The organism is Taklimakanibacter albus (assembly GCF_016595235.1).
Lineage (GTDB): Bacteria > Pseudomonadota > Alphaproteobacteria > Rhizobiales > Aestuariivirgaceae > Taklimakanibacter > Taklimakanibacter albus.
The window spans coordinates 76,832-92,443 of record NZ_JAENHL010000008.1 but is presented as its reverse complement, the minus strand read 5'-3'; the positions used below and the strand labels follow the sequence as shown (position 1 = coordinate 92,443).

At 62.8% G+C, this 15,612-nt stretch carries 17 protein-coding genes; 3 read left to right on the top strand and 14 right to left on the bottom strand.

Annotated features, from left to right (window positions below; genetic code table 11):
* Positions 1-11: 11 nt before the first annotated feature.
* Complete coding sequence (locus JHL16_RS23355; protein WP_200187321.1) at positions 12-1,286, bottom strand: cysteine desulfurase-like protein; 1,275 nt, start codon at positions 1,284-1,286, stop codon at positions 12-14.
* Between the two features lie 224 nt (positions 1,287-1,510).
* On the opposite strand from JHL16_RS23355, the gene JHL16_RS23350 reads away from it, so the two are divergent.
* Together JHL16_RS23350 and JHL16_RS23345 are read left to right on the top strand one after the other, a co-directional pair.
* Entirely contained in the window at positions 1,511-2,215 is a 705-nt protein-coding gene (locus tag JHL16_RS23350) for a corrinoid protein (RefSeq protein ID WP_200187320.1), read from the top strand.
* A 149-nt stretch (positions 2,216-2,364) separates the two neighbouring features.
* Positions 2,365-3,000, top strand: coding sequence for a DUF1638 domain-containing protein (locus JHL16_RS23345; protein WP_200187319.1), 636 nt, complete (start codon positions 2,365-2,367; stop codon positions 2,998-3,000).
* 1 nt (position 3,001) lies between these two features.
* On the opposite strand, the gene pldH is transcribed toward JHL16_RS23345, so the two are convergent.
* The 7 genes from pldH to JHL16_RS23310 all read right to left on the bottom strand — a co-directional run bounded on the left by pldH (position 3,002) and on the right by JHL16_RS23310 (position 10,469).
* On the bottom strand, positions 3,002-3,748 hold the full coding sequence (gene pldH, locus JHL16_RS23340; RefSeq protein WP_200187318.1) for a pyridoxal 4-dehydrogenase, SDR-type: 747 nt from the start codon (positions 3,746-3,748) through the stop codon (positions 3,002-3,004).
* A gap of 10 nt (positions 3,749-3,758) precedes the next feature.
* A complete protein-coding gene (gene ppaT, locus JHL16_RS23335) occupies positions 3,759-4,934 on the bottom strand; it encodes a pyridoxamine--pyruvate transaminase (protein ID WP_200187317.1) in 1,176 nt (391 codons plus the stop codon).
* A 9-nt stretch (positions 4,935-4,943) separates the two neighbouring features.
* Positions 4,944-5,750 (bottom strand): 4-pyridoxolactonase, encoded by an 807-nt coding sequence (gene pldA, locus JHL16_RS23330; protein WP_200187316.1) that lies wholly within the window; start codon positions 5,748-5,750, stop codon positions 4,944-4,946.
* Positions 5,751-5,778: 28 nt separating this feature from the next.
* Positions 5,779-6,759 carry a putative B6 ABC transporter permease subunit 1 gene (locus JHL16_RS23325; protein WP_246771137.1) on the bottom strand — a complete coding sequence of 327 codons (981 nt, stop codon included), beginning with the start codon at positions 6,757-6,759 and terminating at the stop codon, positions 5,779-5,781.
* Positions 6,720-7,811 carry a putative B6 ABC transporter permease subunit 2 gene (locus tag JHL16_RS23320; protein WP_200187315.1) on the bottom strand — a complete coding sequence of 364 codons (1,092 nt, stop codon included), beginning with the start codon at positions 7,809-7,811 and terminating at the stop codon, positions 6,720-6,722. The genes JHL16_RS23325 and JHL16_RS23320 overlap by 40 nt, the downstream gene beginning before the upstream one ends.
* Positions 7,808-9,370: a putative B6 ABC transporter ATP-binding protein gene (locus JHL16_RS23315; RefSeq protein ID WP_200187314.1), complete on the bottom strand. Its 1,563-nt coding sequence runs from the start codon at positions 9,368-9,370 to the stop codon at positions 7,808-7,810. Before JHL16_RS23315 ends, JHL16_RS23320 begins: the two co-directional genes overlap by 4 nt.
* A gap of 73 nt (positions 9,371-9,443) precedes the next feature.
* Positions 9,444-10,469 carry a putative B6 ABC transporter substrate-binding protein gene (locus tag JHL16_RS23310; RefSeq protein WP_200187313.1) on the bottom strand — a complete coding sequence of 342 codons (1,026 nt, stop codon included), beginning with the start codon at positions 10,467-10,469 and terminating at the stop codon, positions 9,444-9,446.
* A gap of 91 nt (positions 10,470-10,560) precedes the next feature.
* Here JHL16_RS23310 and JHL16_RS23305 point away from each other — a divergent pair, with 91 nt between their 5' ends.
* Positions 10,561-10,968 carry a hypothetical protein gene (locus JHL16_RS23305; protein WP_200187312.1) on the top strand — a complete coding sequence of 136 codons (408 nt, stop codon included), beginning with the start codon at positions 10,561-10,563 and terminating at the stop codon, positions 10,966-10,968.
* Between the two features lie 4 nt (positions 10,969-10,972).
* On the opposite strand, the gene fhmpcd1 is transcribed toward JHL16_RS23305, so the two are convergent.
* The 6 genes from fhmpcd1 to JHL16_RS23275 are packed head-to-tail and all read right to left on the bottom strand — an operon-like array spanning position 10,973 to position 15,605.
* Entirely contained in the window at positions 10,973-11,899 is a 927-nt protein-coding gene (gene fhmpcd1, locus JHL16_RS23300; RefSeq protein WP_246771136.1) for a 5-formyl-3-hydroxy-2-methylpyridine 4-carboxylate 5-dehydrogenase, read from the bottom strand.
* Positions 11,899-12,519 (bottom strand): glutathione S-transferase family protein, encoded by a 621-nt coding sequence (locus tag JHL16_RS23295; RefSeq protein WP_200187311.1) that lies wholly within the window; start codon positions 12,517-12,519, stop codon positions 11,899-11,901. Before JHL16_RS23295 ends, fhmpcd1 begins: the two co-directional genes overlap by 1 nt.
* A gap of 24 nt (positions 12,520-12,543) precedes the next feature.
* A complete protein-coding gene (locus JHL16_RS23290; protein ID WP_246771135.1) occupies positions 12,544-13,551 on the bottom strand; it encodes an ABC transporter substrate-binding protein in 1,008 nt (335 codons plus the stop codon).
* Positions 13,552-13,571: 20 nt separating this feature from the next.
* Complete coding sequence (locus JHL16_RS23285; protein ID WP_200187309.1) at positions 13,572-14,375, bottom strand: ABC transporter permease; 804 nt, start codon at positions 14,373-14,375, stop codon at positions 13,572-13,574.
* Complete coding sequence (locus tag JHL16_RS23280) at positions 14,372-15,211, bottom strand: ABC transporter ATP-binding protein (protein ID WP_200187308.1); 840 nt, start codon at positions 15,209-15,211, stop codon at positions 14,372-14,374. Before JHL16_RS23280 ends, JHL16_RS23285 begins: the two co-directional genes overlap by 4 nt.
* A gap of 1 nt (position 15,212) precedes the next feature.
* Positions 15,213-15,605 (bottom strand): RidA family protein, encoded by a 393-nt coding sequence (locus JHL16_RS23275; RefSeq protein ID WP_200187307.1) that lies wholly within the window; start codon positions 15,603-15,605, stop codon positions 15,213-15,215.
* Between the last annotated feature and the right edge of the window lie 7 nt (positions 15,606-15,612).

Here is a 15,612-nt window from a genome sequence, read left to right as displayed (position 1 = left end):
TTATTCCGCTCTCAACCCTTGATCTGGTGGAGCGCCGCGAGGAAGCCGTCAACTTCCGCTTCCGTATTGTAATGGGCGAGGCCGACGCGCAGTACGCCGCCCTTGTCCATCAATCCCATCACGGTCACCGGTTCGACCGCATAATTGTGACCTGACCAGACGAAGATGTTGCGCTCGGCGAAGGCTTTGGCGAGCGCCTGGGGTGTGTGGCCTTCAAGCGTGAAAGAGACCGTCGGTACCCGGCGATGCACCGCGTTGGGAGAGGTGATGCCGCGGATTCGGAGGCCCTTGACGCTCTGCAGCCCGGCAATCAGCCGATTGCAGATATGGTGCTCCCAGTCGGTGAAGACATCGAAGGCGCGATGGATGGCGGCGCCACGCTCCGACATATGGGCGTAGGTCTTGCCCGAGGCGCCCGGCTTGCCGCCGAAGCTCGCCAGATATTCGACAGCGCCGAGCGTGCCGGCCATGCCCTCGTGGCTGAGGGTGCCGGTTTCGAATTTATGCGGCAGATCGTTGCCGGCCGGGCGCACCTTGTAGCTGAAGGTCTCTTCGAGCAGTGCCTCACGCCCCCACAATATGCCCTGATGCGGGCCGAAGAATTTGTAAGCCGAAGATACCAGGAAATCGCAACCGAGATCGCGAACATCGATGCCGACATGGGGCGCGAGCTGCACCGCATCGACATAAAAGAGGGCGCCCGCCTCATGCGTCTGCTTGGCGAAGTGTTTCACATCGTTGATCGTGCCGGTGCAGTTGGACGCGAAGCCCATGGCGACGAGCTTGGTCTTCGGGCTCAGCACCTTGGTGAGGGCATCCTCGGGAAATTCATAGGTCTCGGGATCGAACTCCATCCAGCGCACGGTGAGGCCGCGATCTTCGGCGAGCAGCAGCCAGGGCGACACATTGGCGTCATGGTCCATGCGCGACAGCACGATCTCGTCGCCCGGGCTGAAGCGTTTTCCCAGGCAGCGCGACATGTGCATCGTCAGCGTCGTCATATTCTGGCCGAAGACGATCTCCCGCGCCGAACCGGCGTGGTAAAAATCGGCCATGGCCTGATGAGCCTCGTTCACCAGTGTCTCGGCCGCGACCGTGGTGGTGAAATAGCCGCCGAGATTGGCATTCTTGTTCACCAGGGCCTCGAGCGTGCGCTCGATCACCCTTTGCGGCACTTGCGTGCCGGCGGGATTGTCGAAATAGACCCGCGGTTTGCCGTCATCCTTGAGGGACAGGGACGGGAACTGCGCACGAAGACTGTCGAGGGAAAAAGCGGCTGTGGCCATGGGAAGAACTCAGGCAGGGAGGGGGGCTTTCGGATAGCACTGCCTGGGCTCCACTTCCAGACTGTCGGTTTCCGTCCTCCCCCCGTCGCAGGTGACGGGGAATAACCCTTGCCTTGAGCTAATTTAGACGTCAGAAGAGCGGCTTAGAGCGCTTCCCGTCAGAGTTGCTCGACTTTGGCGAAATGGAGGCGCTTCCGTTAAGTCCTTGCCGGGAGATTGAACCCATGAGCGATGAAGGCGAACTTGACCTCAGATCCTTGAATGACGAGGAGCTGACCCAGCAGATTCACGACGACCTCTATGACGGCCTCAAGGAAGAGGTCGAAGAGGGCGTGCATATCCTGCTGGAGCGCGGCTGGACCCCTTACAAGGTTCTGACCGAAGCGCTCGTCGAGGGCATGCGCATCGTCGGCATCGACTTCCGTGACGGCATTCTGTTCGTTCCTGAAGTGCTGCTGGCCGCCAATTCGATGAAGGCCGGCATGTTCATCCTGCGTCCGCTGCTCGCCGAGACCGGCGCGCCGCGCCTGGGCAAGATGGTGATCGGCACCGTCAAGGGCGACATTCACGACATCGGCAAGAACCTCGTCGCCATGATGATGGAAGGTGCCGGTTTCGAGGTCATCAATATCGGCATCAACAACCCGGTCGAGAAATATCTGGAAGCCATCGCCGAGCACCAGCCGGACATCCTTGGCATGTCGGCGCTGCTCACCACCACCATGCCCTATATGAAAGTCGTCATCGACACGCTGAAGGAAAAAGGCATGCGCGATGACTACATAGTGCTGGTCGGCGGCGCGCCTTTGAACGAGGAATTCGCCAAGGCCGTCGGTGCCGACGCCTATTGCCGTGACGCCGCCGTGGCGGTCGAGACGGCGAAGGACTTCATGAAGCGCAAGCACAATCAGATGGCCGCGTCGGCGTGACCCCTAGATCACGATGAGTTTGGATTGAAGCAATCCAAACTCATGAACGTGATCGGCTCAATAGTTGGCGCGGGATTCTTGCGAAAAACCGGTGCCCACTTTTTCGCATCCCGCGCTTGCCCCGGGGCGGCCGGGGCAAGGATCGGTCCATGACGCTCGTCAATGTCAAACCTTCCGAGGAATTCGAGTTCCTGAACGGCCAGGGGCATGTGCTCCTGATCGCCTGCGGGGCATTGGCGCGCGAGATCGTCGATCTCATCGAGGTCAATCGCTGGAAGGCTTTCGACGTCGCCTGCCTGCCGGCCAAATGGCACAACACGCCGCAATATATCGTGCCCGGCATCCGCGAAAAGATCCGCGCCAATAAGGGACGCTATAAATCCATCTTCGTCCTCTATGGCGATTGCGGCACGGGTGGCCTGCTCGACAAGCTGCTCGAAGAGGAGGGCGTCGAGCGCATCCCGGGTCCGCATTGCTACGCCTTCTTCTCCGGCAACGACGCGTTCAAGGCGAAGGAGGACGATGACATCACTTCCTTCTTCCTCACCGACTATCTGGCGCGCCACTTCGACAAGCTGATCTGGAGCGGCATGGGCCTCGATCGGCATCCCGAATTGCTCCCGATGTATTTCGGCAACTACAAGAAGGTCGTCTATATCGCCCAGACCCGCGACGAGGACCTGGCGCGCCGCGCCATGGCGGCGGCCAAGCGGATCGGTCTCGATTACGAATATCGCTTCGTCGGCTATGGCGAATTGGCCGACGAGATGAAGACGCGGGCTTAGACTACCACCGCACCATGCCGGCATCGACATTGATGGTCTGGCCGGTGATCCATCTGGCGTCCTCGGAAGCGAGGAACGAGGCGACGCCCGCGATCTCGACGGGCTGGCCCTTGCCCGGCAGCGCCTGCAGCATGCCCACGAAGTCGAAGGCGTTGTTGTGCGGGCTCGCTTTCACGCCGTCCGACTCCATGAGGCCCGGCGAGATGGCGTTGACATTGATGCCATGTTTGCCGAGTTCGGTGGCGAGCGCCCGGGTGAAGCCGATGACGCCGCCTTTCGCCGCCACATAGGCCGCCATGTTGGGCGTGCCGGCGAAGAAGGTGTTGGAGGCGATATTGATGATCCGGCCCTGCCGGCCATGCTTGCGCATCTGATCGGACGCCGCCCGGCACATCAGGAAGACGCCGGTCAGATTGACGTCGATGAGCTTGCGCCAATGGGCGAGATCGACATCGTCCCAGGCGATGAAGGGCACGATCGCCGCATTGTTGACCAGGATGTCGACGCCCTTGGCCTTCTTATCGACCTCGGCATGCAGCGCGGCAACCTGGTCCGGATTTGAGACATCGCAGGTGACGGCGAAGGCGTCGTTCGGCAGGGACTTGGCGACCTTTTCGGCTCCCGCTCCATTGATGTCGCTTACCACGACGCGGGCACCGTCATCCGCGAGGCGCCGCGCGATCGCTTCACCGATGCCCTGGGCGGCGCCGGTGACGATGGCGGTTTTACCCGAATGTTTCTTGCTCATTTGTCTCTCCCTAGATTTTCTTGCCGATGGTGGCGAGCACGGCTTCGACGCCGGCGCCGGTATTGGTCTTGCGGCCGAGCGCATTGAGGGCGCCACCCAGCGCCGAGATGGCGATCGTCGAATAGATCGGATGCGCCGTCGGGCCCATATGGCCGATGCGCGTGAGCTTGCCCAAGGTCTCGCCGCGGCCCGATGAGAAAGTGACGCCATAGAGGCTTCTCGCTGCGGCGCGCAATTTCTCTTCATCGACGCCCTTGGGCGTCTTCACCGCCGTGGTGGTGGGCGAGGCGATCTCCTCGCGCGCCGCCCACAACTCGAGCCCCATGGCTTTGACGCCGGCCCGGCAGGCCTTGGCGGTGAGCGCGTGCCGTTGCCATACGGCCTCGGGCCCTTCCTCCAGATAGACATCGAGCGCCGCATCGAGCCCGTTGATCTCGGAGACGGACGGCGTGAAGGGGAATGGCCGGTCGTGGCGATGCGCGTCCTGCCAGTCGAGGATCGACAGCATCGAGGCACGTGGTGCTTTGGGATTCTTCTTCATCTTCTTCCAGGCGCGCTCGCTCACGCCCAATAGAGTAAGGCCCGGCACGCCGCCGAGGCATTTATTGGGACCGGTGACGAAGATGTCGGAATGGGATGAGAGGGCATCGATCTTCATCCCACCGAAAGACGACACCGCATCGGTGATGAGATAGGCGCCATGTTTGGCGACGATGGCGCCGATCTCTTCCGCCGGATTGATGGTGCCCGAAGGCGTGTCATGATGGCAGAGGCTGACGATACGCGTCTCGGGACGTTTCTTGAGCGCCTTGGCGACATCGGCGGGATCGATGGCCTCATTGTAAGGGACCTCCACCTCATGGAGATCGGCACAATAACGTTTGGCCCAGTAGCCGAAGCCTTTGCCATAGACGCCGGAAGCGAGATTGAGCACCACGTCATCCTCGGCGATGAGCGAGGCGGCGGCCGCTTCGAGGCCCAGCACCGGCTCGCCATGCAGGATGACCGGGGCATTTTTGAGCCCCATCGCCTTCTTCGCTTTCTTCGCGACGTTTTCGTAGAAGAGTTGAAAGGCCGGATCGAAGTCGTAAGAGACGGTACGCCCAAGGCCGCGCAGCACCGCGGGGTAAGCGTCGACCGGGCCTGAGGTCAGGGTGAAAACCGGCCAGTTCAGTTTGTCTGCCATTGTCGTCTCCTAGCCGTAGAACTTTGTGCCGGTCTGGTAGGTCTGGTACTCGACCATGTCATGCGAATACATGAGCTCAGCCTCGTGATCGGCGGCGAGCTGCTTGAGCCGGCGCATCGAGGCGACGCCGGCCCTGGGATCGATGTGGAAGGACGCTTGGCACAGGATCTCGAGGCTCTTCTTCGTGTAGGACGCATCGATGGTGAACAGGATCGGCTTACGATTGCCGAACTCGACCAGCAGGCTGTAATGGCCGATCGCATGGCCGGGCGTGTAGATGAGCTTCACACCCTTGGCGAGCTCGACATCACCTTCGATACCTTCGAAGGTCGAATTGGCAACGGTGGTGCCGGCGAGAAGCTGGGCGCTGGCTTTGCGTGCTTCGGCGGCGGCGGCCGAGAAGCTCAGATCCGAATAACCCAGTATCTCGAAGGGCTCGGGCGTCATCGCCTGCTGGATCTCGGCCTTGTGGCAGATCTTCTTGGCATGCGGAAAATATTTGTTGCCGCCGACATGGTCGAAATGGAAATGCGAATTGACCACGACACCGATATCCTTGGACTCGAGGCCGAGCAGCTTCAAGGCGCCAGGGATCGTCTGGTCCTTGGATTGGATCGGTTTCTCGAAGGGCAGTACCTTCTGCACATGGTCGTAGTCGTAGCCCGTGTCGATCAGGAAACGCCCGTCCTTGTGCTCGACCAGAATGGAATAGACAGGGAAGCGCACCTCGCCGCCCGGTCCTTTATTCCAGTAGACGTGAAAACCGTCGAGGACGAGCGAGCCGCCGTCGAGCAGATATACTTTGGTGTCGGTCATTGGGGTTCCTCCACTTTATTTATGTTTTTCAACGCGCGCCTCGCACATAGGGAATACCGAGCGCAGCGGGTAGATGGGCATTGCGGCCGAAGATGATGAGCACCGCCATCACCGCCGCGAAGGGGATCATCTGGATGACATCGGTCGGCACATTGACGCCTGCCACCTGCAGCGCGGTGGTGAGCGACAGGCAGGCGCCGAAGATGGCGGCGCCGGCGAGCACCCAGAAGGGCCTCCCGCGCGCCAGCATCGCGAGCACGATGCCGATGAAGCCGGCGCCATTGGTCATGAAAGGCACGAACAGCCCGGCGCCGACTTCGGAGAGAAACGCGCCGCCGAGGCCGGCGAGTGTTCCGGCGGTCAGCACGGCGAAGGTGCGGATGCGTACGACATCGATGCCGGTGACGTCGAGGGCGGCCGGCTTGTCGCCCGCCGCTTGCAGATAGAGACCGAGATTGGTGCGCCGGTAGACGAAGCTGGCGACGAAGACCAGGGCCACCGCGATATAGACGATGAGCGGCCGGTCGAAGAAGGCCGGCCCCAGCACCGGAATGTCGGCAAGGCCCGGGATGCGCAAGGTCTCGACCGCCGGCAGGCGCGGATAGGAACGGCCGAAGAGATTATAGTGGAGAAGGGCGGTGATGCCTTCGAAGCCGAGCGTCAGGCCGATGCCGATGACGATCTGGTTGAGACCGAGACGCACGCAGAGCAGCGCCATCAGCAGGGCGACGCCGAAGCCCCCCGCCGCCCCGGCGAGAAAGCCGAGGGCGATTGATCCGCTCATATAGGCGGCGAAGAAGCCGGCGAAGGCACCGGCCAGCATCATGCCTTCGATACCGACATTGAGGACGCCGGCCTTCTCCGACATCTGCTCGCCGAGCCCGGCGAGCAGCAACGGGATGCCGGCGGTGACGGCGCCGGTGACAAGGGCGGTGAGGAAGGCGGTGGTGAGGAGCGCTTCCATGGTGGTCAGCTCCTTTGCCGGGCGCGGCGCTGCTGGTCGAGCCATTCGGCGAGCGCCAGCAGGATGAACATGGTGGCGACGAGCACAAGCGTGAAATATTGCGGCACGCCGATGCGCCGCGCCGCACTTTCACCGCCGATGTCGAGCACCGCATAAAAGAAGACGAAAGCGATGGTGGCCCAGCCATTGAAGCGCGCGAGGAAGACGAGTGGCACGACGGCCAGCGCATAGGCCGGATTCCAGTCGGCCCGCACATTGCCGAACACCCCGACGATGTCGACCGCGCCGGCAAGGCCCGCGAGCCCACCCGACAGGGCAAAGACGATGACGGTCAGCGCCGAGACCGATAGACCGGCATGCAGCGCCGCCTTGGGGTTAGCGCCGACGATGCGGAGTCTAAGGCCGAAGGCGGTGCGTGTCATCACCAGATGGACGATGATCACCGCGGCGAGCCCGATGAAGAGGCCGCTCGAGATCGTCGTGCCTGGAAGCCAGGCCAGGCGATCCTCGACCGGCAGAGTGCGGGTCTGCGGCACGGTCGTCGCGGGATCGAGGAAAATGAGCTTCACCAGCACATTGGCGAAGGAGGTGCCGAGGAAGGTCATCATCAAGGTGGTGATGATCTCATTGACACCCTGATAGGCCCGGAGCAGCGCCGGAACGAGCGACCACAACGCACCGACGAGCATGGCGAGCAGCATGCAGGCGATGAGGGTGATCCAGTCGGGCGCCACGGTGACGAGGACCGGACCGAGGGCCGCCGCCATCACCGCACCGAGGAGAAACTGTCCGTCGCCGCCCAGATTCCAGATGCCGGCGCGAAAGGCGATGATGAGGCTCGCGGCATGAAGGAGAAGCGGCGCCATGCGGGTCAGCGTCTGCTGCAGGCCTTGTCCCGAAAACACGCCGCGCTCGACGACATAGAGATAATAGGCGAGAGGATCATGCCCCGCGATCAGCAGGGCCAAAGCGCAAAACAGGAAAGCGAGGAGGATGGGCCCCACCGTCACCAGAGCGAGGCTGCGCCACGCCTCGAGCGTGGGTCGGGCGGCCGCCTTGTCGTGCGGTGGATGGATGGCTTGTGCTTCGTCCATCATGCCGCCTCGCCGACCATGAGATTGCCGACCGCCCAGCGCGCCTCAGGGCCGTTTTCGACGATGCCGGCGATGCGGCCTTGCGACATCACCGCAATGCGGTCAGACAATTCGAGCAGCTCGTCGAGATCGGTCGAGATGAGGAGCACGGCCAGGCCGCGCTCGGCGCTTTCGCGGATGCGCGCCCGTGACAAGGCAATATTCTGGTAATCGAGGCCATAGGTCGGCTTGTTGAAGATCATCGCCTTGGCGTCGCCGGCAAGCTCGCGCGCCAGCAGCGCCTTCTGGATATTGCCGCCCGACAGCTTGCCGATCGGCGTGTGGATGCCGGGGGTCCTGATGTCGTAGCGTTTCACTTGCTGCTCGGCATGCGCATGGATTTCCCGTGTCTGCTCGATGCCGCGGCGCCAGAAGGGCTCTTCGCCGATGGTCTTGAGCAGCAGATTGAGGTTCAAGGGGAAGCTGGCGACGGTCGCCTCCGTGAGCCGGTCGTCGGTCAGGTAGCGCAGGCCGAGCTTGTGGCGGGCGCCGGCGGTGAGATGCTCGACTGGGGCGCCGCCGAGACGAATGGTTCCTGAGGCAAGCGCCCGCTGGCCGGCCAGCGCCTCGGCCAGCTGCTTCTGCCCGTTGCCGTCGATACCGGCAATCCCGACGATCTCGCCCGAGCGGACGGTGAGCGATATGTCGGCTAGGCCCGGTAGACCGGGCTCGGGCGCAATCGAGAGCGCGCTGATATCAAGATCGGCCTTGGCGGCGAGCTGTGGGCGCGGGAGCGGAGCGGCCGCATCGCTCTGCTCGTCCTGACGGGCGAACATCGCCTTGATGATCTCGCTGCGGGCCTGGGTCTTGTCCAGGGTTTTGAGGCGTTCGGGCGCCAGCTGCGCGATCTTGCGGCCGCGCCGCAGGATCGAGATCCGGTCGCCGAAATTCAGCGCCTCGTCGAGCTTGTGGGTGATGAAGACGATGGCGAGGCCCGACGCCGCGAGCTTGCGCATGAGCTGGCCCAGCACCTCGATGCCTTTCGGTGTCATCATCGAGGTGGCCTCGTCGAGAATGAGGACGCGGCTCTTATGGAGGAGAGCGCGGACGATTTCGACCTGCTGCTGCTCGCCGAGCGAGATTTCGCCGGCCTTGGCGTCGAGCGGAACGTCGAGCCCGAAATCCTTGCCGATCGTGGCCAGCGCGCGGGCCAATCCGGCGCGGCCGGGTCTTTGCCACCAAGGGGCACCGAGCAGTAGATTTTCGGCGACGGTCAGGCTCGGCACCAGCATATTGTGCTGGAACACGGTGCCGATGCCGAGCGCCAGAGCGGCGCTGGGGGAGGTGATCTGGCGCCTTTCGCCCGCGATCTCGATATGGCCTTCATCGGGCTGCTGCAGGCCGGCGAGAAGGGCGATGAGCGTCGACTTCCCGGCGCCGTTTTCGCCCAGGAGCACATGCACTTCACCGGGCCACAGAGCAAGGCTCACATTGTCGTTGGCCACGACGCCCGGGAAGCGCTTGGAAATATTGACGAGCTCGACGGCGGGTTTGCCCGACGCCGAGTTGCCGTTTGCAGACATGGTTATGGTTCGAACCGTCACGATAATGAAAGGACGCCGGCAAGCCTCGGTGACCTGCCGGCGCGTGTGAGTTCTACTTGAGCGCGGTCACGAGCTCATGGAGCTTGGCCGCATCCCACACCGGCTCGACCTTGATCTTGCCGGAGACGACATCGGCGCGCACCGCCTCGATCTCACCCCAGACGCCGTCGGGAATCTCAGCCGTCTTGAGCAGCTTCACCGAGTCGTCGGCAAGGCCGATCGTGTAGTTCTTGGTGCCGAACTTGTCGGCTTTCAGATCGGCGATCATCGCATCATAGACGGGCACCAGGTTCCACAGCACCGAGGAAAGCAGGAAGCCCTTGTTGATCGGGCTCTTGTCGCCGATCACGTCGATGAAATAGACCTTGCCGCCATCACCCGCTTTGGTGGTTTCCACCGCCTGCAGCATGCCGAAGCTCGAGCCGTTGCCTTGTCCGAAGACGATGTCAGCGCCGGCCGCGATCACCGCTTCGGTCACCCGCTTGCCGCCCGCCGCGTCGGCATAGGCCGCCGGTCCGATCACCGCATAGAGGATCTTGATACCATCCTTCTCGGCCTTGGCGCCCTGCGCGAAGGCGGCCGACTGCGAGTTCCATGACGGGGGTTCGCCCGAGACGACGATACCGACCGTGCCGCTACGGCTCATCTTGGCCGCGAGACGGCCGGCGAGATAGGCGCCTTCATGGCCGCTCAGCGTGTAGTCGGCGACCTTGCCGGCTTTCATCGCATTGGGCATGTCGACGATCGCCACCGGTACATTGAGCTCGGCACCGATCTCAGGCGCGGCAGTGTTGTAGCCGCTCGCATGGGCGATCAGCAGGTTGGCACCTTCACCGGCGAGCTCGCGCAATGTCGGGCGCACATCGCCGTAACCCAGACCTTCGGCGACCAGCACCTTGACGCCGGCCTTCTCACCGGCGGCCTTGGCGGCATCGATGCCTTGCTGGTTCCAACCATAGTCATTGCCTTGCTCGGGCGCGAGAATGGCAATCGTCTTCACCTCGGCGGCGAGGCTCGCCGTGCTCATCAGAGCCAGCATCGTCAAGGCGCCTAGGGATTTCTTCCAATATGCACGCATAACGTTTCCTCCATCTGGTTTTATACTTGTCTTTCCATTCACTTTCAGGCGGCAGCCATGTTAGGCTATCGCATTCCTTGCGAAGTCCATCATGTCTGCAAAAACAAATCGTCTCCTCGCATTCATCTTCGTTTCCACTCTCGCTGCGCCCACTGCCAGCGCTGTCGAACGCGGTTCGGCGGGTCTCATAGAGACACCGTTCGTCGCACGAAACAGTGCCACGCGCGAGATCAGCTGCGCCGTGTCGCTCGCCCATTGGTACTCTGCCGAGCTCGGCCGGGCGGCGCCGGGAGCCCGGATTGCCGTGAGTTTCTGGCGCGACCCGGCGGATGGTACCTTGTATCTCCTCAACGAGGTGGGCGACCGCATGGCCGTGCAGATGGCCTGGTGCGGTTTCGCCGGGGCAAGCTGGGAAAGCCGCAGCGTGGTGACGCTCGCGCAAGGCAAGCCGGCCGATCTCACTTGTGTGAGCGACACGGACCGGCTCGTCTGCCGCTGAAGCGTCATGTCCGATCCTTCTCCTCCAGTGCGCGGCGCACCGCGACGAGCTTGCGCGCCCGTTCGGCACCGAGCTCCTTTATCCGTTCCGGCGTATAGGCATAGACGCCGCCGCCGGTCTTAAGTCCGAGACGTTTCTCCGCCACGCGCTTCGTCACGAAGGGAGCGATATCGCCGCGGGTCGACAGCTCCTGATTAAGAAAACCTGCCACCGAATGATAGATGTCGAGCCCCGCCACATCGAGGAGCGCCATCGGACCGATGACGCTGAGCTTGTAGCCGATGCCCCAGGAAACGCAGGTATCGAGCGCTTCCGGCGCGATGACGCCTTCCTCGACGAGATCGACCGCCTCGCGCAGCAGGGCGTAGAGGATGCGGTTTTCGACGAAGCCGGGAACATCCTTGTTGACGACCACCGGCAGCAGCCCCAGTTCCTCGATCAGCGTCACGATGGCCTTCGCCGTTTCGGGCGCGGTCTTCGCCCCCGATATGACCTCGATCATCGGAATGATATGAGGTGGGTTCGACCAGTGCATGCCGCAGAAGCGCTCTGGATGTGAGAGATGCTCTTGCAGTTTGCTGATCGGGATGCCGGATGTATCGGACACGACCAGAGTCTTGGAGGCGATGAGCCCTTCCAAGGCGCGATAGACATCGGCCTTGATCTCGATCTTCTCCGGCACGTTCTCGATGACGAGATCGGCATCCTTGACGGCGTCGGCAAGGGAGGTGGTGAAATGCAGCGCGCCGCCGGGCTTCGGCGTGATGCCGAGCCGGTCGAGCACGCCGGTGATCAAAGGCAGCATCGCCTTCGCCTTCTCGATCTGGGCGCCATCCGTATCGAAGGCGGTGACCACGAGTCCGCCTTGCGCCAGGCGCTGGGCCATCCCTGGACCCATGGTTCCCAATCCGATGACGGCGATGCGCTTCATCAGGCGGCCTTCTTCTCTTTGGCGCCGATTGCGATCTGGAAGGCGGCGCGCTCGCCGATGGCCTTGATCCAGCGATCGAGCTCGGCGAGGGCCGGGCGTTCGAGCGGGAAGTCGAGGCAGCGTTTCAGGACCGGCGCCAGCGCGATGTCGGCGATGGTGAGCTTCTCCAGCGCCACGAAGGACTTGCCTTTGAGATGAGCGTCGAGGATCGCCATCTGGGCGAGAAGCTCCTTGATCTGCGCGTCATAATCGGGCGCCCGCTCATTGGCGGGCTTCTTCGAATCTTTGAAGGCGGTGAGGTAGCCCGGATTGACGGCGGCGAGGAGCCAGTCCATCCAGCGTTCGACATCGGTGCGTTCGGCCGGCGTGGCGCCGGTCAGCGCCGGAACATAGGAGGCGGCGAGATAGCGCAGGATGGTGTTCGATTCCCAGATCACCACCTTGCCGTCGATGAGCGTCGGCACCTTGCTGTTCGGGTTGAGCGCCTTGTATTCGGGCGTCTGGGTATTGTTGAACTGGCGGCCGTAATCCTCGCGGTCATAGGCCTTGCCGGCCTCTTCGAGCATGAAGATGACTTTCTGCACATTGCCCGAGGTCTGGCGGCCGAGAAGTTTGATCATGGGGTGTCTCATTCGTTGGTTGCGTTATTTCTTCAAAGGTTTGGCGGCGAGGATGAAGCGGTTGGAAAAGGCAGCTTCGAGATCGATGTCTTTTTTCATGACGCCTTGATCGCGCAGCGTCTTGGCGGTGGCCGTCCAGGTTTCGAGCGTCATCGCGCCGATCCCGTCCTTGGCCGTCTCGGCGCTGAAGAAGGTCGATTTGATGTCGGCCTCGAGCTGCTTGACCAGGATGTCGCGTTTTTTCGCATATTCGGGGTTGGCCTTGATGATGATGTCGGCGGCCTCGCCCGGATTGGCGATGACGTCGGCGAAGGCTTTGAGATAGGCGGCGGTGAAGCGCTCGACCAGCTCAGGCTTCTCTTTGATCAAAGCTTCCGAGGTGAAGAGGCCGGAGCCATAGACATTGTAACCCCAGTCGGCGCCCATGATGATCGACAATGAGCCCGGTCCGCCGGCCTTGGCCTCGAGCTCCGGCACTTCGGCGTCGATATAGCCGGGTACCGCTGTGACGCGGCCGAGGAGCAGGTAGTTCTCGTAAGGCGGCGAGACGGTGTTCTTCTTGATGTCGGTCTCGCTCATGCCGTTGGCGGCGAGAAAGGCGCGCAGGAACACATAGGTCGAGCCGGCCGTATGGACGCCGACATCGAGGCCTTTGAGATCCTCGGGCTTTGACAAGGTCTTGGTCTTGGCGAGCGCGATCATGCCCATGGGGCTGCGCTGATTGACCGCCGCGAGCGCCACCACCGGTACCGCCTGCGAGCGGGCGATCGCCAGTGTCGGCAGGTCGCCGAAGCCGAATTCGGCATTGCCGGTGCCGACGAGACGCAGTGCATCGACCGAGCCGGTGCCCTTGCGGATCGCCGTCACCTCGATGCCATTGTCCTTGAAGTAGCCCTTGTCACGGGCGACGAAGAACATCGCGTGATTGCCACGCACCACCCAGTCGAGCTGCACGCTCACCTGGTCGGCGGCCTTCGCCGCCGCCGTCGCGGCCAGGAGCATGAATGTCGCGGCGGCCAGTTTCAGTTTCATTCGCATTTCGATCCCCCGATCTATCTGTTGTTCGCGTCGGCGAATTTCGGCGCCCACGGGATGAGATATTGTTCCGCCATCTCGACCACGTAATAGAAGACGAGCCCGAGAACCGAGACGAAGAGGATCGCCGCGAAGACGAGCGCCGTCTCGAGCTGGGTCGAGGCGAATTGAATGAGATAGCCGAGCCCGGCCGAGGCACCGGCGAACTCACCGACAAGGGCGCCGATGACGGAGAGCGTCACCGCCACCTTGAGGCCGGCCATGAGCTGCGGCAAGGCATGCGGCAGCCGGACGCGCTTGAGGATGGTGCCGGGTCCGGCGCCAACCGAGCGCATCAGCGAAACCAGCGACGGATCGACCGATTGCAACCCGGACAGCATGCCGATCGCCACCGGGAAGAAAGCGATGACGACGATGAGCAGAACCTTGGGCGCCAGGTCATAGCCGAACCACAGGATGAAGATCGGCGCCAGCGCCACTTTCGGCACGTTCTGAAAGAGCACGATCAGCGGATAGAGCGCGCGACCGAAGGTCTCGAAGCGGGCGATGATGACGGCGACGGCGATGCCGGTGACGGCCGAGAGAATAAAGCCGATGAGAATTTCCTCGGCGGTGACAAGCGCCGCGACGGCGAGCACCGGAAACTGTTCGATCATCACCAGCGCGATGGCCGACGGGGCCGGCAGCACATAAGGTTCGACCTTGAACAGCCAGATGGCGGCTTCCCACAGAACGAGACAGACCAGCCCGAGCAGGATCGCCGGCGTGATATCGATGAGCGCGCGCGAGATGCGTGGGGTGGGGAGAGCTTGGGTGATCATGTGGCCCCCTTATGGCTCTTCACCAGAAGCTCGCGCAGGCGGGCTTCCAGGGCGGCGAAGCGTGGGTCGCGATAGGTCTGGGCATCGCGTGGATAAGGAAGGTCGCTGGCGATCGTCTCGATGATGCGGGCGGGACCGGTGCCCATCACATGGATGTCGCTCGCCAGGAACACCGCTTCGTCGAAGGCGTGGGTGACGAGCAGCACGGTCTTCTGGGTGCGCTGCCAGATGTCGAGAAGCAGAGTGCCCATCTCTTCCCGGGTGATGGCGTCGAGGGCGCCGAAAGGCTCGTCGAGCAGCAGCACTTCGGGATCGAGCGTCAAAGCGCGGGCGATGGCGACGCGCTGGCGCATGCCGCCCGACAGCTGCGACGGCCGCTTGCCTTCCGCGCCGGCGAGGCCGACGAGATGAAGATTCGTTTCCGCGCGTGCTCTCACTTCGGCGCGTGACAGGGAGGGATCGGCTGTCTCGAGCAGGAAGGCGGCATTGTCGAGCGCTGTCTTCCACGGCAGCAGCGTCGCATCCTGGAAGGCGACACCGATACGTTTCTGGCGCGCAGCCTCTACTGGCGACATGCCCGCCACCTCAATCTTGCCTGCGCTCGGCTTCATCAGCCCGGCGAAGAGCCGGAGTAGAGTGCTCTTACCGCAGCCCGAAGGCCCGACCAAAGCCACGAGCTGGCCTTTGCCGATCTTGAGATGGATGTCGGTGAGCACCCGCTGGGTACGTCCGCCCAGATCGAAATCGACCGCCACACCCTCGGCGCTCAGGTGTACCGGCGCCGGCTGTTCCGCCGGAGCCGGAGCGGGTCTGAGGACGGGGCGGGCGCTGGCCATGCTATTTGTCGTCCTTCGGACAATAGGCGATGGCGTCCATCTCGATCTTGGTGCTGATGACGGCGCGCGCCTCGACCGTGGTGCGGGCGAGACCGGCCGGATTCTTGAAATATTCGCCGAACACCTTGTTGTAGCGCCCGAAGTCGCGCGTATCCTCGAGATAGGTGCAGACGCGCACTACATCGTCGAGGCTGGCGCCATCGGCTTTGAGGACGCGCTCGATGGCGAGGATAGTCGCGCGGGTTTCATCCTCGATGGTCCCGTGGATCATATTGCCGTCGGCATCCTTGGCCACTTGCCCGGACACGAAAATGAGATCGCCGACCCTGACCCCCGGATGGAAGGGCAGATTGGGGTTCTTGGCGCCGATCGGGTAACGCTTGGCTTTGGTCATCGTCTCT